This is a genomic window from Rhodococcus koreensis, assembly GCF_900105905.1.
In the GTDB taxonomy this organism is placed as follows: domain Bacteria; phylum Actinomycetota; class Actinomycetes; order Mycobacteriales; family Mycobacteriaceae; genus Rhodococcus_F; species Rhodococcus_F koreensis.
Genome location: NZ_FNSV01000005.1, coordinates 2,655,086 through 2,672,513 on the forward strand (window position 1 = coordinate 2,655,086; position 17,428 = coordinate 2,672,513).

General features: G+C 70.6%; 11 protein-coding genes. 7 read left to right on the forward strand and 4 right to left on the reverse strand.

What is annotated here, in order from left to right; all coding sequences use genetic code 11:
* Positions 1-4: 4 nt before the first annotated feature.
* Positions 5-1,300 carry an ABC transporter substrate-binding protein gene (locus tag BLV94_RS17065; protein WP_072937429.1) on the reverse strand — a complete coding sequence of 432 codons (1,296 nt, stop codon included), beginning with the start codon at positions 1,298-1,300 and terminating at the stop codon, positions 5-7.
* Positions 1,301-1,531: 231 nt separating this feature from the next.
* On the opposite strand from BLV94_RS17065, the gene BLV94_RS17070 reads away from it, so the two are divergent.
* Genes BLV94_RS17070 through BLV94_RS17100 form a run of 7 tightly spaced genes read left to right on the forward strand, consistent with a single transcriptional unit; the run spans position 1,532 to position 10,216 of the window.
* Positions 1,532-3,610, forward strand: a complete 2,079-nt coding sequence (locus tag BLV94_RS17070) for a beta-galactosidase (RefSeq protein ID WP_072937407.1) — start codon at positions 1,532-1,534, stop codon at positions 3,608-3,610.
* Positions 3,607-4,413: a DeoR/GlpR family DNA-binding transcription regulator gene (locus BLV94_RS17075; RefSeq protein WP_083395591.1), complete on the forward strand. Its 807-nt coding sequence runs from the start codon at positions 3,607-3,609 to the stop codon at positions 4,411-4,413. The genes BLV94_RS17070 and BLV94_RS17075 overlap by 4 nt, the downstream gene beginning before the upstream one ends.
* Positions 4,400-5,566 carry a galactose-1-phosphate uridylyltransferase gene (gene galT, locus BLV94_RS17080; protein ID WP_072937408.1) on the forward strand — a complete coding sequence of 389 codons (1,167 nt, stop codon included), beginning with the start codon at positions 4,400-4,402 and terminating at the stop codon, positions 5,564-5,566. Before BLV94_RS17075 ends, galT begins: the two co-directional genes overlap by 14 nt.
* Entirely contained in the window at positions 5,563-6,753 is a 1,191-nt protein-coding gene (gene galK / locus BLV94_RS17085; protein ID WP_072937409.1) for a galactokinase, read from the forward strand. The genes galT and galK overlap by 4 nt, the downstream gene beginning before the upstream one ends.
* 28 nt (positions 6,754-6,781) lie before the next feature.
* Positions 6,782-7,864, forward strand: coding sequence for an ABC transporter ATP-binding protein (locus tag BLV94_RS17090; protein WP_072937410.1), 1,083 nt, complete (start codon positions 6,782-6,784; stop codon positions 7,862-7,864).
* A gap of 13 nt (positions 7,865-7,877) precedes the next feature.
* Complete coding sequence (gene galE / locus BLV94_RS17095; protein ID WP_072937411.1) at positions 7,878-8,870, forward strand: UDP-glucose 4-epimerase GalE; 993 nt, start codon at positions 7,878-7,880, stop codon at positions 8,868-8,870.
* A 26-nt stretch (positions 8,871-8,896) separates the two neighbouring features.
* A complete protein-coding gene (locus tag BLV94_RS17100) occupies positions 8,897-10,216 on the forward strand; it encodes a DUF2252 domain-containing protein (protein ID WP_072937412.1) in 1,320 nt (439 codons plus the stop codon).
* A 5-nt stretch (positions 10,217-10,221) separates the two neighbouring features.
* Here BLV94_RS17100 and BLV94_RS17105 read toward each other — a convergent pair whose 3' ends face one another.
* From BLV94_RS17105 to BLV94_RS17115, 3 genes are all read right to left on the reverse strand, one after another.
* Entirely contained in the window at positions 10,222-11,718 is a 1,497-nt protein-coding gene (locus tag BLV94_RS17105) for a dynamin family protein (RefSeq protein WP_072937413.1), read from the reverse strand.
* Positions 11,715-13,559, reverse strand: a complete 1,845-nt coding sequence (locus BLV94_RS17110) for a dynamin family protein (RefSeq protein ID WP_072937414.1) — start codon at positions 13,557-13,559, stop codon at positions 11,715-11,717. Before BLV94_RS17110 ends, BLV94_RS17105 begins: the two co-directional genes overlap by 4 nt.
* 168 nt (positions 13,560-13,727) lie before the next feature.
* Positions 13,728-17,093, reverse strand: coding sequence for an IniB N-terminal domain-containing protein (locus BLV94_RS17115; protein ID WP_072937415.1), 3,366 nt, complete (start codon positions 17,091-17,093; stop codon positions 13,728-13,730).
* Positions 17,094-17,428: the final 335 nt, after the last annotated feature.

Consider the following 17,428-nt stretch of genomic DNA (forward strand, 5'->3'; position numbering starts at 1 on the left):
GCGCTCATTGCCCGAACACCGCCGCCTTCTGCCGCTCGATGCTGCGGACCAGGCCGTCGACGTCGTTCGGGTTGCCGAGGAACTGCTGCATCGCGGGGATCATCACGACGGACGCGAAGTCGGGGCGGGTGTCCCGGTCGAGGAACTGGGTGATGGACCCCGCACCCTGGACGAGGGCGGCCGACTTCTGCACGAGGGGAGGGAAACTCGACAGGTCGGCGTCGCGGTGCGCCGGGATCGCCTGGGGATCCTGTTTCGCGTACGCGACGGCGGCGGCGGCGTTGGTGAGGAAGGAGAGGAACTGCTGCGCGCCGCCGAGGTTGCGCGGGTCCTTGCGCATCATGAATCCGTCCATGGGCGCCTCGACCGCCGACGTGCCGACCGCGGAGTCGAGTTCGGGGAACGCGAAGAAGTCCAGATCCTCCCGGTCGGGGCCCGCCGGGAAACTCTGCGCGACGAACATGCCGGCCACCAGCATCCCGACCTCCTTGTTGAGGAGCGCCTGCTGCGCCTCGGACATCTTGCGGCCCAGCGGTTGCGGCTGGTGGAACGGGAGGATCTCACGCCAGGTGTCGAACACCGACCGGACGCGGTTGTCGGTCCAGCTCACGTCGCCGGCGAGCAGGGAGCGGTGGAAGTCGACGCCGTTGAGGCGCAGATCGAGGTAGTCGAACGTGCCGAACGGCGGCCAGCCGTCGCGGACCCCGAATCCGATGGGGGTGAGCCCGTCCGACTGCATGCGTTTCGACAGGGCCACCCATTCGTCGAACGTCTTCGGCGGCGCGTAGCCGCGCTGCTGCCAAAGACTGGGACGGTAGAACACGGCCCACGGGTAGTAGAAGAACGGGACCAGATACTGCCTGCCGTCGGTTCCGGTGGACGCCTCGCGGAAACTGTCGCTGAAACCGCTGCCGTGCGCTTGCCACACCGAGCTGACGTCGTCGACGAGACCCTTGTCGGCGAAGTACTTCATCCGGTATCCCGACATCCAGGTGAAGACGTCGTCCGGGGTGCCCTGCAGGTAGTTGTTGACATTCTCCTGGAACGAGGTGGAGTCGACGGAGTTGATCCGCACGGCGGCGCCGGTCTGCTGCTGGAACATCCCGACGACGTCCTGCACGCCGAGTTTGGCGTTCTTGTCCGACAGCCGCGATCCGAGGGTGATCACGTGGGGGTCTACGCCGCCCGTGCACCCGGACAGCAGGCCGGCCGTCGACAGGGCGCCCGCGGCGGCGAGCGCGGCCTTGAGAAAGGTGCGCCGGGAGGGTTGCCACGGGTGCGGCAGCTCGTTTCGGTTCATGGTGCCCTTTTCGCTCGAGTAGCGGGGTGGGGCGGAGTCGCTCACCACCTGATCGAAATCGAACAACTTCGATCACATTTCGTTGGTGTCGCCTCACGCCGTTACGTGATGCACGTTACAAAATCACGCCGCACTGCGCATTGTCAACCAGATGGAAGTGCTTTCACCTGCGGAAGTGCAAAAATGTTCATTCGTGTTGACTTTTGAACTGCGATCGGACAGATTGTGAGCATGCACACAGCGAGCGATTCCCGCGGACGGCACCTGCGGTGGCCGACCCGGGGCATTTCCTTCGGCGGTGACTACAACCCCGAACAGTGGCCGGAAGCGGTCTGGCAACGCGACGTCGAACTCATGCGCGAGGCTTGTGTCGACTTCGTGACCGTCGGCGTCTTCTCCTGGGCCCGGCTGCAGCCCACCCCCGAGACGTGGGATTTCGGCTGGCTCGACCGCGTCCTCGACCTCCTGCACGACGGCGGCGTCCGCGTCGACCTGGCCACCGCCACCGCGTCCCCACCCCCCTGGCTCACGGCGGCGCATCCCGAGGTCCGGCCCGTGGACGAACGCGGTTACCGGTACGAGATCGGCAGCAGGCAGACGTGGAGCCCGAGTTCCCCGATCTACCGCGACCACTCCCTCACCCTCGTCGAGAAGATGGCCGTCCGCTACGGCGGCCACCCGGCACTCGCCCTCTGGCACGTGTCCAACGAACTCGGCTGCCACAACTCGCGCTGCTACTCCCCCGACAGCGCGCGGGCGTTCCGGCGGTGGCTGCAGCGTCGCTACGGCGACCTCACCGAACTCAACCGGGCGTGGGGCACGACGTTCTGGAGCCAGCACTACAGCGCCTGGGACGAAGTGGTGCCGCCCGCCGCGAGCACGACGTTCGGCAACCCCACCCATCTGCTGGACTGGCGCCGCTTCTGCTCCGACGCCCTCCTCGACCAGTACCTCGCGGAGCGGGAGGTGTTGCGGCGCATCACGCCCGACGTCCCGGTGACGACGAACTTCATGGTGGGCATGGGCTCGCCGCAGTCCCTCGCCGGCGACATGAACTACGCGCAGTGGGCGCCGGAACAGGATCTGGTCTCCACCGACCACTATCTGGTCGGACCCGCGACCGGTGACGGCGCCGCCCACCACCGGCTGTCGTTCTCCGCCGACCTCACCCGCGGCATTGCCGGCTCACAGCCGTGGCTGCTGATGGAGCATTCGACGAGTGCCGTCAACTGGCAGCCGGTCAACCGGGCGAAGACGCCCGGCGAGATGCTGCGCAACTCCCTCGCCCACGTGGCTCGCGGCGCGGACGGTGTCGCGTTCTTCCAGTTCCGCGCGTCGCAGGCCGGAGCCGAGAAGTTCCACTCCGCCCTCGTGCCGCACGCGGGCACCGACTCCGCCCGGTGGCGTGAAGTCGTCCAGCTCGGTGCCGTCCTGCGCCGGCTCGAACCGGTCGCCGGCAGCCGCGTCGAGGCCCCGGTCGGCATTCTGTTCGACTGGGAGTCGCAGTGGGCATGCGAGCAGGACGGGCACCCGTCGCGGTTGATGCAGCCGATGACGATCGCCGAGCAGATGCACCGCGCGTTCGCCGGGGTGACCTGCGACGTCGTCCCCCCGGACGCCGACCTCGGCCGGTACTCGGTTCTGGTCGTGCCCGCGATGTACCTGTGCAGCGACGAGGAGGCGGACCGCATCTCGGCGGCGGCCCGCGCAGGCGCGCAGGTTCTGGTGACGGCGTTCTCCGGGATCGCGGACCGTGACGACCACGTCCGGCTCGGCGGCTACCCGGGGGCGTTCGGAGACCTGCTCGGCGTCCGGACCGAGGAGTTCTTTCCGCTCGGCGCCGACGAGACCGTCGCCCTCGACGACGGCACGACGGCCCGCGTCTGGACCGAATACCTCACGGTCGCCGAGGACGTGGACGTCCTCGCCCGCCACACCGAGGGACACCTGCAGGGCGTGCCCGCAGTGACCCGGCGTCCCGTCGGCGACGGTGCCGCCTGGTATCTCGCGACCGTTCCCGACATGCGGGGCCTGGAGCGGCTCGCCGAGACGATCTGCGCCACAGCCGGTCTCGACCTGCATGCGGGGCAGCACTCCGACGTCGAGATCGTGCGCAGGCAGGGCGAGAACGGGTCGTGGCTGTTCGTCCTCAACCACACGAACGAGAAGGTGACCGTCGACGTGTCCGGCACCGACCTCGTGACCGAGCGGGTGGTCGACGGACCGCTCACGCTGGAACCGGGCAACTGTGCTGTGATTCGCGAAGACAGCGCCGGCACCGGCGCCCCGACACGGAAGGCGGACGCATGATGCTCGCACGTCAGCGCCAGCAGGTGATCCTCGACGAGGTCACCGCGCACGGCGCGGTGAAGGTCGTCGACCTCGGCGCGACGCTCGGGGTCTCCGACATGACCATCCGCCGCGACATCAACGAACTCGTCGAGCAGGGTCTCGTCGAGCGGGTGCACGGCGGGGTGACGCTGCCGCGGTCGGCGAGCGTCCATGAACCGGGGTTCTCGGCGAAGTCCGAACTCGACCGTGAAGCCAAGCGGGCCATCGCCCGCGCCGCGGCCCGGCTGGTGCGGCCGGGCACATCGGTGGGCATCTCCGGCGGCACCACCACGCACGCCCTCGCCCGCGAACTCCTCGACGTCCCCGACATCACCGTCGTCACCAATTCGCTGCCCGTCGCCGACGCCTTCCACGAGGGCGGCCGCGACGACCAGACCGTCCTCCTCACCGGAGGTCAGCGCACCCCGTCGTTCGCCCTCGTCGGACCGCTCACGGTCGCCGCCCTGCGCGGCATCCACGTGGACATGCTGTTCCTCGGCACGCACGGCATGGGGATCGACTCGGGGCTGACCTGCCCCAATCTGATGGAAGCCCAGACCAATCAGGCGCTCGTCGCGTCTTCGCGCCGCGTCGTGGTGCTCGCCGACCACACGAAGTGGGGGGTGACCGCGCTGGCGAACACGATCCCACTGTCCGACGTCGACATCCTCATCACCGACGCCGGGCTCGAGCGCGCCGCCCAGGAAGCCCTCGCCGACCACGTCGGCGATCTCGTGGTGACACGGGAGAACCGGGAAGGACTTGACGATGACCGTGCGTGACGAACAGGAGGCGCGGGAGGCCCCCGCGCGGGTCCGGATGCGCAAGACCCGGACAACTCTCGCGGACGGCCGCGAACTCCTCTACTTCGACGACTCCGAGCCGTACGTGTCGGGCGGCGCCACGCGAGAACTGGTGGATTCACGTCCGCTGCCGCCCGCGGTGTCGCAGTCGCAGATGCGTTTCGACGTGCTCACCGGGGAATGGGTGGTCATCGCCGCCCAGCGGATGGACCGCACGTTTCTGCCGCCGCCGGACGCGTCACCACTCGCCCCCAGCATGCCGGGCAAGGCGCCCACCGAGATTCCGGCCGACGACTACGACGTGGTGGTGTTCGAGAACCGCTTCCCCTCGCTCGCGACGGCCGCCGCGAACCAGGACCTCCCCGACTGTGTCGACGGCGAAGCGCTGTGGCCGCTGGCACCGGGAGCGGGCAGGTGCGAGGTGGTCTGCTTCACCAGCAACCCGGATGCCGCGTTCTCCACGCTGAGTGTCGACCGGGTCCGCACCGTCGTCGACGTCTGGGCCGACCGCACCGCCGAACTGTCGGCGCTGCCCGGGGTGCGTCAGGTGTTCTGCTTCGAGAACCGGGGCAAGGAAATCGGTGTCACCCTCACCCATCCGCACGGTCAGATCTACGCCTACCCGTATCTGCCGCCGCGCACGGACGCGCTGATCCGGCGCTCCCGCGAGCACTTCGAGAGCACCGGGCGGCTGCTGCTCGCCGACGTCCTCGACGCCGAAACACGCTCCGGCAGGAGGGTGGTCCTGGCCGGCGCACACTGGACCGCGTACGTTCCCGCCGCCTCCCGGTGGCCGCTGGAGGTGCACCTCGCACCCCACCGCGACGTCCGTGACCTCACCGAACTGACCGACGGCGAACGCGACGAACTCGCGCAGGTGTATCTCGAGCTGCTGCGGCGGGTCGACCGCTTCTTCGACGGAGTCGACGCCGTCCCGTACATCGCGGCGTGGCACCAGGCGCCCGTCGGCGAGGACCGCCTGCTCGGACGGCTTCACCTCCAGCTGTTCTCGATGATGCGGTCGCCCGGCCGGATGAAGTACCTGGCGGGATCCGAGTCCGGGATGGGGGCGTGGGTCAACGACACCACCCCCGAGCGCATCGCCGACCGGCTGCGGGAGGTGGCGTCGTGAGTGCGGCGCAGTGGGTCGAACCCGTCGACGTCCACGCGGTCACCGGCACCGCGGAGGCGTTGTTCCGCAGCACGTTCGGCGGCGACGCGGACGGTGTCTGGGCGGCACCCGGCCGCGTCAACCTCATCGGCGAGCACGTCGACTACGCCGGCGGGCTGGTCCTGCCGTTCGCCCTCCCCTACGTCACCGTCGTCGCCGTCCGCGTGCGGGACGACGCGATCCTGCACGCCGTGTCGACACACACCGGCGAGTCCTGGCAGGGCCCGCTCGCCGACGTCGCGCCGGGCCACCCGTCCGGCTGGTCCGCGTACGTCGCCGGGGTGGTGTGGGCGCTGCGCCGGTCCGGACATCTTACGGCGACAACGGGTTTCGATGTGGCGGTGCATTCGACGGTCCCCGTCGGCTCCGGGCTGTCGAGTTCTGCCGCGCTCGAGTGCGCGTTCGCGCTCGCCGTCGCCGACCTCGCCGGACTGCCCACGGACGAGTCCGGCCGCCGGCCGCTGATCGACGCGTCCATCCGCGCGGAGAACGAGATCGCCGGCGCCTCCACCGGCGGCATGGACCAGTCGGTCGCGATGCTCGCCCGCCCCGGCCACGCGCTGCTCCTCGACTGCCGGGACGGCGCGAGCAGGCACGTCCCGCTCGACTTCCGCTCCGCGGGTGCCCGGCTGGTGGTCATCGACACCAACGCGCCGCACCGACTGGTCGACGGACAGTACGGCAACCGGCGCGCCACCATCGAGAAGGCCTGCGCCGACCTCGGCGTCGCCACCCTGCGCGACGTCGCCGACCGCGACGCGGCCGTCGCGGCGCTGAGTTCCCCGGCAGCGCAGCGGGCCCGGCACGTGCTCGGCGAGATCCGTCGCGTCTACGAGGTCGCCGATCTGCTCGACCGCGGCCGGATCGCCGACATCGGCGACGCACTGAACCGCTCCCACGCCTCGTTACGCGACGACTACGAGGTCAGCTCCGTCGAACTCGACTCCGCCGTCGACGCCGCCCGCGAGGCCGGCGCCTGGGGCGCCCGGATGACCGGCGGCGGCTTCGGCGGCTCCGCGATCGCCCTCGTGCCCACCGACCGGGTCGACGCCGTCGTCGAGAACGTCGCCCGACGCGCCGACACCGCGTCCCTGCCCACACCGCAGTTCCTGCACGCCGAGCCGTCGGGTTCGGCACACCGACTCTGAGATCCCCTTCCACGACCAGGAGAACACCATGGCACGAGTCACGTACGACGCAGCCACCAAGATGTACCCCGGTTCCGATGTGCCGGCGGTCGATTCGCTGAACCTCGACATCGAGGACGGCGAATTCCTCGTCCTCGTCGGCCCGTCCGGGTGCGGCAAGTCGACGTCGCTGCGGATGCTCGCCGGCCTCGAGGACGTCGACTACGGCGCCATCCGCATCGGCGAACGCGACGTCACCGCCCTCGCCCCGAAGGAACGGGACATCGCGATGGTGTTCCAGAACTACGCCCTGTACCCCCACATGACGGTCGCGAAGAACATGGGATTCGCCCTCGAGATTGCCGGCATGGACAAGGCCGAGATCGGCCGCCGCGTCGAGGAGGCCGCCAGGATTCTCGATCTCGGCGACTACCTGAACCGCAAGCCGAAGGCACTGTCCGGCGGGCAGCGACAGCGAGTCGCGATGGGCCGGGCGATCGTCCGCAACCCGCAGGTGTTCCTCATGGACGAGCCGCTGAGCAACCTCGACGCGAAACTCCGGGTGCAGACCCGTACCCAGATCTCACTGTTGCAGCGCCGACTGGCCACCACCACCGTGTACGTCACCCACGACCAGGTGGAGGCCATGACCATGGGCGACCGCGTCGCCGTCATGAAGGCGGGCGTCCTGCAGCAGTGCGCGAGCCCGAAGACGTTGTACGAGAAGCCGGTCAACAGCTTCGTCGCCGGGTTCATCGGATCACCGGCCATGAATCTGTTCGAGGTCGACGTCGTGCACGGCGACGCCCGGATCGGTTCGCTGTCGACGCCGATCGAGCGGTCGGTGCTGGGCGCCCTGGACACCGGGCGGGTCGTCGTCGGCGTCCGCCCGGAGGCGTGGACCGTGTCCGATCAGGGCACCGCGGTGAAGGTCGACGTGGTGGAGGAACTCGGCGCGGACGCCTACATCTACGGACGCCTCGTTCGCGACGGTGACCTCGGCGGACACGACATCGTCGCCCGGGTCAGCGACTCCGCCTCCCCGGCCAAGGGCGACGTGATCCGGCTGGCACCGGACCCGGCCCGCCTGCACTTCTTCTCGCCCACCACCGGCGCCCGGCTCGGCGACTGACCGGGGGGAAACAGTGAAACTTCTCGTCACCGGCGGTGCCGGTTACGTCGGCAGCCTCTGCGCGCAGCGACTGCTCGAGTGCGGCCACACGGTCGTGATCGTCGACGACCTGTCGACCGGCAATGCAGACGCGGTCCCGGCGGGGGCGGAGTTCGTCGAGGACGACGTCGCGAGCGCAGCCCACCGCGTTCTCGGCGCCGGGGATGTCGACGGCGTGTTGCATTTCGCCGCCCGCTCACTCGTCGGCGAATCGGTGGAGACCCCGGAAACGTACTGGCAGGCCAACGTCGTCAAGACGCTGACGCTGCTGGAGGCGATGCGTTCCTCCGGCACCGGCCGGCTGGTGTTCTCCTCCACCGCGGCGACGTACGGCTCGCCGGATTCCGTGCCGATCACCGAGGACGCACCGACCCGGCCGACCAACCCGTACGGTGCCACCAAACTGGCGATCGACCACGCGATCACGTCGTACGCGCACGCCCACGGGCTGGCGGCGTGCAGCCTCCGGTACTTCAACGTCGCGGGCGCGTACGCCGGTCTCGGCGAGAACCGTCGCGTGGAGACCCACCTGATCCCGCTGGTGCTGCAGGTCGCGGCCGGGGACCGCGACGAGATCTCGGTGTTCGGCACCGACTGGCCCACCCCCGACGGCACCGCCGTCCGCGACTACATCCACATCCGCGACCTGGCCGAGGCGCACGTCCTCGCGCTCGAATCCGCCCAGCCCGGAACGCACCGGATCTACAACCTCGGCACCGGCACCGGGTTCAGTGTGCGGGAGGTGATCTCGTCCTGCGAACGCGTGACGGGCCGAACCATCGCCACCCGGGACGCCCCGCGCCGCGCCGGCGATCCGGCGGTGCTCGTCGCGTCGGGTGCCCGTGTGCAGGCCGAACTGGGCTGGCGGCCGAGCTACACGGACCTCGATGCGATCGTGGCCGATGCGTGGACGTATCTGCAGTCGCTGGGGGCGCGGGAACGCTACCGTGGTTCCGTGCGGTCGTGACCGGTCGCCGCGAGAAGGAGGCTGCTGTGGACGTCGACGATTCCACGAGGCAGGGCCGGATCGTGGAGGTCCTCGTCGAGGCCTTCGCCGGTCTGATGGAGGCGGACCCGAGCGCGTTTCGCACGAAGTTCCGGAAGATGGCCGCCGATCCGTTCGCCTTCTACCGGGGCAGCGCCTGCCTCTTCTACGACGATCTGCGTGACTTCGACGATCCGTGGGCGGACGAGCGCACCGGCCGCGTGTGGATTCACGGCGATCTGCACCTGGAGAATTTCGGCACGTACATGAATTCGGAGGGCACCCTCGTCTTCGACGTCAACGATTTCGACGAGGCGTACGTGGGGCCGTTCAGCTGGGATCTTCGCCGGTTCGTCGCGAGTCTCGCACTGATGGGCTGGCAGAAGGCCCTCCCCGAGAGTGATGTCCGGGCACTCGCCGACACCTATCTGCGCAGTTACGTCGCGCACGTCCTGCAGTACGTGCAACGGGAGGCGGACGAGGCGTACGCACTGCGCCTGGACAATTCGCGCGGCGCAATCCAGGATCTGCTGCTGAGCGCGCGCCTCGCCACCCGGGTGGACCTGCTCGAATCCGTCACGGTGATCGAGGACTACGACCGGCGTTTCCGGCGGGGCCGCGGAGTCCGCGAACTCGACGAGGACGAACGCACGACCGTGTGCGAGGCGCTCGAGACGTACATCGAGAGGGTGCCCCGCAGCAAACGATCCGCGCGACCGGTGTTCTACCGGGTCAAGGACGTGGTCGGGCGGAAAGGTTTCGGGATCGGCAGCGCCGGCCTCCCGGCGTACAACGTGCTCATCGAAGGGGCGACGCAGGCGCTCGAGAACGACATCGTGCTGTCCCTCAAGCAGGGCAACGTCGCCGCGCCCAGCCGCGTCGTCGACGAACCCCGTGTCCGCGACTACTTCGAGCACGAAGGCCACCGCACGGTGGTGAGTCAGCGGGCTCTGCAGGTCCACACCGATCCGCTGCTCGGCTACACCGAGATCGGTGACACCGGTTTCGTGGTCGCCGAACTCTCCCCGTACGAACTGGACCTCGACTGGTCCGACCTCACCGAACCGGAGGACATCGTGCCGGTGCTCGAGGACCTCGGCCGGGCGACGGCGAAGGTGCACTGCGTCTCCGACGAAGACAGCGATCAGACCCTGGTCACGTTCCAGACCGAGGACGCGATCCAGAACGTCGTCGACGGCAGGCTGGACGAGTTCGTCGGCGAGATCATCGACTTCGGCATCGCGTACGCCGAGGTGAGCCGCAAGGACCACCAGCTGTTCGTGGACGCGTTCCGGGAGGGTGAGATCGCGGGCGTGTCCGCGACCTGACCCGCCTACAGGCGGACCGTGTTCAGTTCCTCCAGAACACCTTCCGCGCTGCGGGCGGCGACGGTGCAGGCCCTCGCCGTGAACTGGTCGAGCAACGGGTGCCGTGCGCGTTCGCGCCACTTCCGTACCGCGGCGAGTGCCCGCATCCGCTGCAACTCCACGGAGTCGTCGCCGTCGGTGCCCAGCCGTTCCGGGATCTGGATGCCGAACCCGCCGATCAGGCGCTGCAGTTCGGCCACGTCGTCGGCGGGCAGCCCCACCTCGGTGGAGCGCAGCCGCCCGAGCAGGCGCAGTTCCTGGAAACCGTGCACGTCGGACAGCAGTCGTTCGGCCGATATCAGGATCTCGCCCGCCCCCGGCACCGGATGCGCCGTCAGGACCCGCTTGAGTGCCACCAGCGCCGAGTGGGTCTTCAGCTGATCGGCCCGCTGCCCGAACTGGATGTCGATCACCTGGCGCAGTTCGTCGAGACCGCTGCGTTCCACCAGTTCGGCCGCCAGCGTCGGCGAGTCCTTGGTGCCCAGCCGGATCAGGGTGACGGCCATCCGGATCCCGAAGAGCCCGAAGCGATCCGCCAGCTGGGCCCGCATCCGGGCGTCCACGGGAAGCGGACTGTCCTCACGGGCGAACCGGTCGGCCGACAGCATCGCCAGGTTCAGGTCGTCCACCGGGACCTCGGCGAGATGCTGGAACGCGGTGAACTCGGCCTGACGCATCGTGCGGGCACCGAGCGCCAGCAGACCCGCGACGGGGACGACGGCCTGGCACAGCCCGGTGCGCTCGAGTTCGCCCGCGAACCGGGACGCCACCTCCTTCGCGGACATCATGGCGTCCAGGCGTCCGGCCCCCACCTCGTCGGCCCGCGACACGACCCCGACCACACCGAGCGGTCCCGATTCGTCGCCGACGTGGTCGCCGATCTGACCGAGGAACTGGACGTCGGTCGCGTTGAGGGTGCGCAGCAGGTAGACCACGGCGTCGGCGCCGGACGCCTCGTTGTCCGGGGTGAGCATCTCGAGCGTGCGGGCCGAGACGTCCCGCGACAGCGAGGACGTGCCCGGGGTGTCGATGATCGTGGTGTGCGCCAGCGCGGACGACGGCCACTCCACGTCGAGGCGGTCCACCTGATCGGCGGTGAGGTGACCGAGGTCGAACGTGAGATGTCCGTCCCGGCGCAGCACCGGGACGTTCGCCGAACGCTGACCGCCGGTGCCCGGGTCCGGCTGGTACCAGGCCGTCACGGTCGGCGTCGACCCACTGCGATACCAGGTGACGACGCGGGTGCACTCGGTCGCGTCGGTGGGCGCGATGTCCTGCCCCACCAGGGAATTGAGCAGAGTGGACTTGCCGGCCTTCAGCGAACCGGCCAGGGCCACCCGCAGCGGTTGTTCCAGTCGCCGGGCGCATTCGGTCAGCTGATCCCGGATCTCGGGGCGGCCGGCGTACAACTGCCGGGCCGAGGCGATGAGTGCCCGGGCTTCCTGGAGCGGAGCGGCGGTCATGCCGTGACCGCTCCCGCATCGCCTGCGACGAGTTGCGCGGCCTGCTGTTTCAGCTCGGAGGCGACGTGCAGATCCTTCTCGAGTTGCGCGATGCGGCGGGTCCGCTCGGTGGACTCGAGGTTCGCCGCCTCCTGCGCGGCCCGCAGCGACTCGTTGATCGACCGCAGCGCCTGCTCGGCGATCGCGGTGAAGTGGTCGCGCAGCAACCGTTGGATCGACCGGAGCCGATCCTTCGACTCCTTGCCCACCTGGAAGCTGGCGTCGTCCGCGAACCGGCGGATCGCGGTCTTCGCCTCCGCCCGCCGCTTCAGGATCCGGCTCTCCCGGTCTTCCCGGTATGCCTTGGTGCCCAGCAGGACTCCCGCGCCGATCGAGATCGGATTGACCAGGGCCATCCCCATCATGGTGGTGATCAGACCGAACATGAGGACGCCGCCGTAGGAGCCGCGCATCCCGACGAGGACCTTCTGCGTGATGCCGATGCGTCCGGCCTCGAGGTCGGCGAGCGACGCCACCGGTTCGAGGACGCCGTCCACGTTCGCGACGTCCAGGTGCGGCAGTTCGACGGCACCCGTCTCCGCGAAGTGCTGCGCCACCACCTCGGCCAGCCACAGCGCGCGGTCGTGGGCCCAGACGAAGTTGTCGCCGATCGCGGTGGCGAATTCCTGCTCGAGCCACTGGCCCAGCGCGTCCCAGTCCTTGCCGGGATCGCCCTCGTCCACCGTCTCCTCCGCCTCCCGGGTGACGCGGCGCAACCGGTCCCGGAGGTCGTGGTCGATGTCCGCGGCCAGGTCGGCGATGCCGTCGCCGAGCGTCTGCTGCCACAGCGACGTCTTCTTGTGCAGTTCCTCGGCGGCCGCCTTGGCCTTCTGCAGTTCCGCGACCGCGGCGACACCCTTCGCCGGATCACGCAGGGCGGCAAGCTCACTGCCGATCCCCAGGGTCAGATGCTCGGCGGCGGAGGACACGTCCAGCGACACGGCCCGGCGGGTGTTCGCCTCCGCACGCGCCACCACCCGGTCGCGAAGGAACGCGTACAGCTCGACGAAACCGGATTCGGTGTTGAGTTCCTCGTCCTGCAGTCGCAGCGCGTGCGAACGCAGCACCGAGGAGATCGGGATCAGGGGAACGTCCAGACCTGCGCGCGCGAGATGCCCGCGATCCGCCTCGACGATCTCGCGCCAGTGCGGGTACAGGTCGGTCTTGCTGATCAGGCAGGCCACCGACGGGCACAGGCTCGTGACCTGGCGGATGAAACCGAGCTCCGGCTCGGTGAATTCCTGGCTGGCGTCCGACAGGACGAACACGGCGTCCGACGCCGGAATCAGTCCGAGCGTGCTCGCGGCGTGCGGGTTGCCTGCACCGCCCACCCCGGGGGTGTCGACGAGGACCAGCCCGTCGGCGAGCAGCGGGCTCGGGACGTTGACCTCGACGCGCAGCACCTCCCGGCCCCCGGCGCGGGGTGAGGCCGGGGTGATGCCGTTCAGCTCGTCGAGTGGCAGCGGCACCCGGATCGGGTCGGCTCCCGGATCGGCGAGCACCAGTTCCGCCGACGCCGTCTCCGCGTTCTGGACGACGGTGGGGATCGCCGTGGTCTCGTCGTCGCCCACCGAGCACACGGTGAGATTGAGAAGCGAATTCACGAACTGGCTCTTGCCCTGCTTCAGCGGCCCGACCACCACGATCCGCATCCGCGGATCCTGCACCCGGCCCCGGGCGGAATCCAGGCGCTGGGCCAGGTCGCCGCGACCGAACCGCTTCGCCACGTCCAGGGCCTGCTCGAGCAGCGCCGTCATCGACTGGGATCGGGCTGGACTCTTCTCGGCGGCTGCACTGTCCATGAGCTTCGTTGACCCGCAATTCTTCCGACCTCGTGCGGGCACCTGTTCGGTGCCCCGACACCCGACTGTGAAACAGCCCCGCACGCATAACGCGTCCGGGGCTGATTTCGTTACATCGTACGGCGGTCCCGGCCGCCCCGTCTGGGGGATGCCGGAACCGCCGGCTCATCACGGCTCGAGGTGATCGACCACGCCCGTGACGTCGTGCGAGAGGTCCACCGAGGAGTCGGTGTCACCGAACAGCGAACCGTCGGTGTCGGCGTGCAGGCCCGAGTCGGCGCCGAACGCGTTGTCCGCGTCGATCGACGACCAGGTGTCGGCCCCGGTGTCGACGGCACCGCCCAGGGTGGATCCGAGGCCGCCGGCGATCGAACCGGTGGTGTCGACGACGGCGCCGCCGACCGCTCCGAGGTCCGCGGAACCGTCCGCGGCGGCGGAACCGCCTGCGGAAGCGCCACCCGCGACCGATCCGCCGGCGGACGCTGCGCCGTCGAGGGCGCCGCCCACTGCCGCTCCGCCGTCGACCGCTCCACCGACGGCACCGTCGAGGGCGCCGCCGACCGAGGTGCCGAGCGATCCGAGACCGCCCACGCCACCGGACAGTCCGGCGCCGAGATCGGCGGCCGCGTCGGTGGTGGCGTCCAGGCCCCCGGTCAGACCGGCGGTGGCGTCGACGGCGCTGTCCACGCTGCCTTCCAGTCCGCCGGCCACGTCACCGCCGATTCCGGCAGCGGCGTCCACGGTGCCGCCGAGGCTTCCGCCGACGTTCGCCGCCGTGTCCAGGGCGCCACCGAGGCTTCCGCCCAGGTTGGCCGCCGTGTCGAGGGCACCGCCGAGGTTCGCGTCCAGGCTCGCACCGGCGTCGGCGACCGCGCCGACCGAGGCGCCTGCCTCACCGACCGCATCGACGGCACCGCCGACGCTGCCGGTCAGTGCGGAGCCGAGGCCCGCACCGGTGTCGAAGATTCCACCCAGACCACCGGTGAGGCCGCTGGTCAGACCGGCGCCCAGGCCACCGGCCGTGTCCAGTCCGCCGACCAGGTTGGTTCCGAGGCTGCCGCCCAGGTCTGCGCCGGCGTCGGCAACCGCACCGACTCCCGCCGCGACACCGGCACCGATGCCGGCCGCTGCGTCCGCGCCGCCCGCCACACCGCCGCCGACGGCGCCGCCCACGTTGCCCGTGACGTCAGTGCCCACGTCGAGCAGCCCGCCCAGCGCGCCGTCGATGCCGCTCGTCAGGCCACCCGCGAGACCGGTGCCCGCGTCGAGCGCACCGTCCAGGGCGCCGCCAACACCGGCCGCGGCGTCGAGTCCGAGGTCGGCGTCCAGAGCGGAGTCGAGATCGAGCCCGCCACCGGCCTCCAGTGCCGTCTCCAGTGCGGAACCGAGGGTCGCGCTGAGGCCGCCGTCCGCGCCGAGGACGCCGCCGAGAGCGGTGCCCAGCGTGCTGCCGATGCTTCCCTCCGCGCCGAGGACGCTGTCGAGGTCGAGGGCGCCGCCGGTCTCGAGCGCACCGCCGAGCACACCGCCGAGGGCCGCGCCGAGATCGGCGCCCGCGGCGCCGCCGGCACCGAACGCACCGCCGAGCAGACCACCCAGGTCGGTCGCCCCGCCGAGGTCGACTCCGCCGTCCGCGCCGAGCACCGCGTCGAGCGCCGCGCCCAGGCCTGCAGTGGCGTCACCGTCGACACCGAGCACTCCGCCGAGCGCGCTGCTGATCGTGGTTCCCAGATCGGCACCGGTGTCGAGGACGCCGCCCAGCCCGAGGCCGCTCTCCAGTGCACCGCCCAGGACCGTGCCCAGGTTCGCGCCTGCGTCGCCGCCCAGACCGAAGGCACCGCTCAGTGCCGTGGTCAGCTCGGAAGTCAGTTCTCCGCCGAGGCCGAGATCGCCGCCGAGGCCGAGGTCCAGTCCGCCGTCCAGCAGGCCGCCCAGGTCGATGCCCGTCACGCCGCCGGCACCGAGCGCGGCGTCGAGAGTGCTGCCCAGTTGGGTGGCCAGGCCACCGTCCAGGCCGAGGGCGCCACCCAGGACCGTGCCGAGTGCGGCGTCCAGTCCCAGTCCGCTGCCGAGTGCACCGGACAGTGCGCCGCCGAGGCCGCCGTCCAGATCGAGGGCGCCGCCGAGCAGACCGCCCAGGGCTCCACCGAGGTCACCGCTGACGTCGCCGCCGGCGCCGAGGACGCCGCCGAGGATGCCGCTCAGCGCGCCACCGAGGCCGCCGTCGGCACCGAGCACGGCACCGAGGTCGAGTCCGCCGCCGGCACCGAGCACCGCGTCCAGTGCGGTACCCAGACCGGCCGTAAGGTCGCCGCCGACTCCGAGTTCACCGCCGAGCAGCCCGCTCAGGGCACCGCCGAGGCTGCCGCCCGCACCGAGGATCGCGTCGAGGTCCAGTCCGCCGCCCAGGTCGGCGATCGAACCGAGCGTCGCGCCGAGCGCGCCACCGAGGTCTGCACCGAGGTCACCGCCCGCACCGAGGACACCGCCGAGCGCGCCACCGAGGACCGCGCCGAGGTCGGTGCCGAGGACTCCGCCGAGCGAACCGGCGACGTCGCCGAGCAGGTCACCGCCGAGCAGGCCTTCGAGGGTCGCGCCCAATCCGCCGCCCGCGCCGATCGCCGCGTCGAGGGCGCCGCCCAGCGTGCCACCGAGACCGGCGTCCACACCGAGTACGCTGCCGAGGGTCGTTCCGAGCACGCCACCGAGGTCGAGGCCGGCACCGACTCCGGTGAGGATGTCGCCGTCCACGCTGCCACCGAGGTCGACGACGCTGGCGAGGGCGGCACCGAGAGCCGCACCCAGCTCGGCGCCCAGGTCGCCGCCGATCGACAGGGCCGGCGCGAGGATCCCGGTGAGACCACCGGCGACGTTGACCACCGGCAGGGCCGTGATCGCCGCGGTGAGGGTGGTGGCGAGCTGCGCGGTCAGGTCCGCGCCCAGCCCGAGCGCTCCTCCGAGGGCTCCGCTGATCGTGGCGCCGAGGTCGAGTGCACTGCCGAGCTCGAGGCCACCGGTGAGGGAGAGTGCCGCGTCGAGGGCTGCGCCCAGCGCGGCACCGAGCTGTGCACCGATCTCGCCGCCGATCTCCAGTGCGGCACCGAGCGCGGCGCTCAGGCCGGCCGCCAGTTCCGCGGCGAAGTCGAAGTCGCCGCCCAGGCCGGCACCCAGACCGAGGCCCGCGCCGGCTCCGAGACCGACCGCACCGCCGAGACCGCCGCCGAGACCGAGGCCGGCGCCCAGGCCGCCACCGAGACCGCCACCGAGACCGCCGCCGACACCTGCGCCGATACCACCGGCGACGTCACCGGCGACGTCGGCACCGGCGTTGACGATCGCTGCCAGGTCGGCCCCGCTGCCCGCGAACAGTCCCGACTCCGCGACCAGCGGAGCGACGGAGACGATGTCCGCGTGGCTCACACCCTGCAGACCGGCAGCGCACAGAGCGTCGGTCGGGTTGGCGCAGTAGGCCGCCGCAGCCTGCTCGTCGCGAAGAAGGCCGAGGATGAAGTCGAGGACGGCGTTGGTAGCCATGGCAATCTCTCCTGTGGTCGAGGTTCGGGGAGTTCGGGTGGCCACCACAACTGCTGTGACGGCGAGTGAAATACACGTTATGGATCGGCGGCCCCCTTCCCAACGGGGCGGCGCCCCCTACTCGCGGACCCCGGTATCGGGGATCTCCCATCGGGGGTCGGGGCCTCGCCGTTAGGGGATGAGGGGGCATTAGGGGATCGGCCCCGTAACTGCCGTCGACCTGCGCATCGGCGTAACGAAACGGCCGCCGCACGCGACAATTCGAGTGACCACGACGGCCCCGGCCGTCACATACGACGGCGGCACCGTCCGCCTGACACAGGCGGCGTGACGCC

Excerpts from the sequence above, each read along its gene's own strand:
- BLV94_RS17065 (WP_072937429.1), bottom strand. The coding sequence starts at position 1,300 with ATGAACCGAAACGAGCTGCCGCACCCGTGGCAACCCTCCCGGCGCACC.
- BLV94_RS17070 (WP_072937407.1), top strand. The coding sequence starts at position 1,532 with ATGCACACAGCGAGCGATTCCCGCGGACGGCACCTGCGGTGGCCGACC.
- BLV94_RS17075 (WP_083395591.1), top strand. The coding sequence starts at position 3,607 with ATGATGCTCGCACGTCAGCGCCAGCAGGTGATCCTCGACGAGGTCACC.
- galT (WP_072937408.1), top strand. The coding sequence starts at position 4,400 with ATGACCGTGCGTGACGAACAGGAGGCGCGGGAGGCCCCCGCGCGGGTC.
- BLV94_RS17090 (WP_072937410.1), top strand. The coding sequence starts at position 6,782 with ATGGCACGAGTCACGTACGACGCAGCCACCAAGATGTACCCCGGTTCC.
- BLV94_RS17105 (WP_072937413.1), bottom strand. The coding sequence starts at position 11,718 with ATGACCGCCGCTCCGCTCCAGGAAGCCCGGGCACTCATCGCCTCGGCC.
- BLV94_RS17110 (WP_072937414.1), bottom strand. The coding sequence starts at position 13,559 with ATGGACAGTGCAGCCGCCGAGAAGAGTCCAGCCCGATCCCAGTCGATG.
- BLV94_RS17115 (WP_072937415.1), bottom strand. The coding sequence starts at position 17,093 with ATGGCTACCAACGCCGTCCTCGACTTCATCCTCGGCCTTCTTCGCGAC.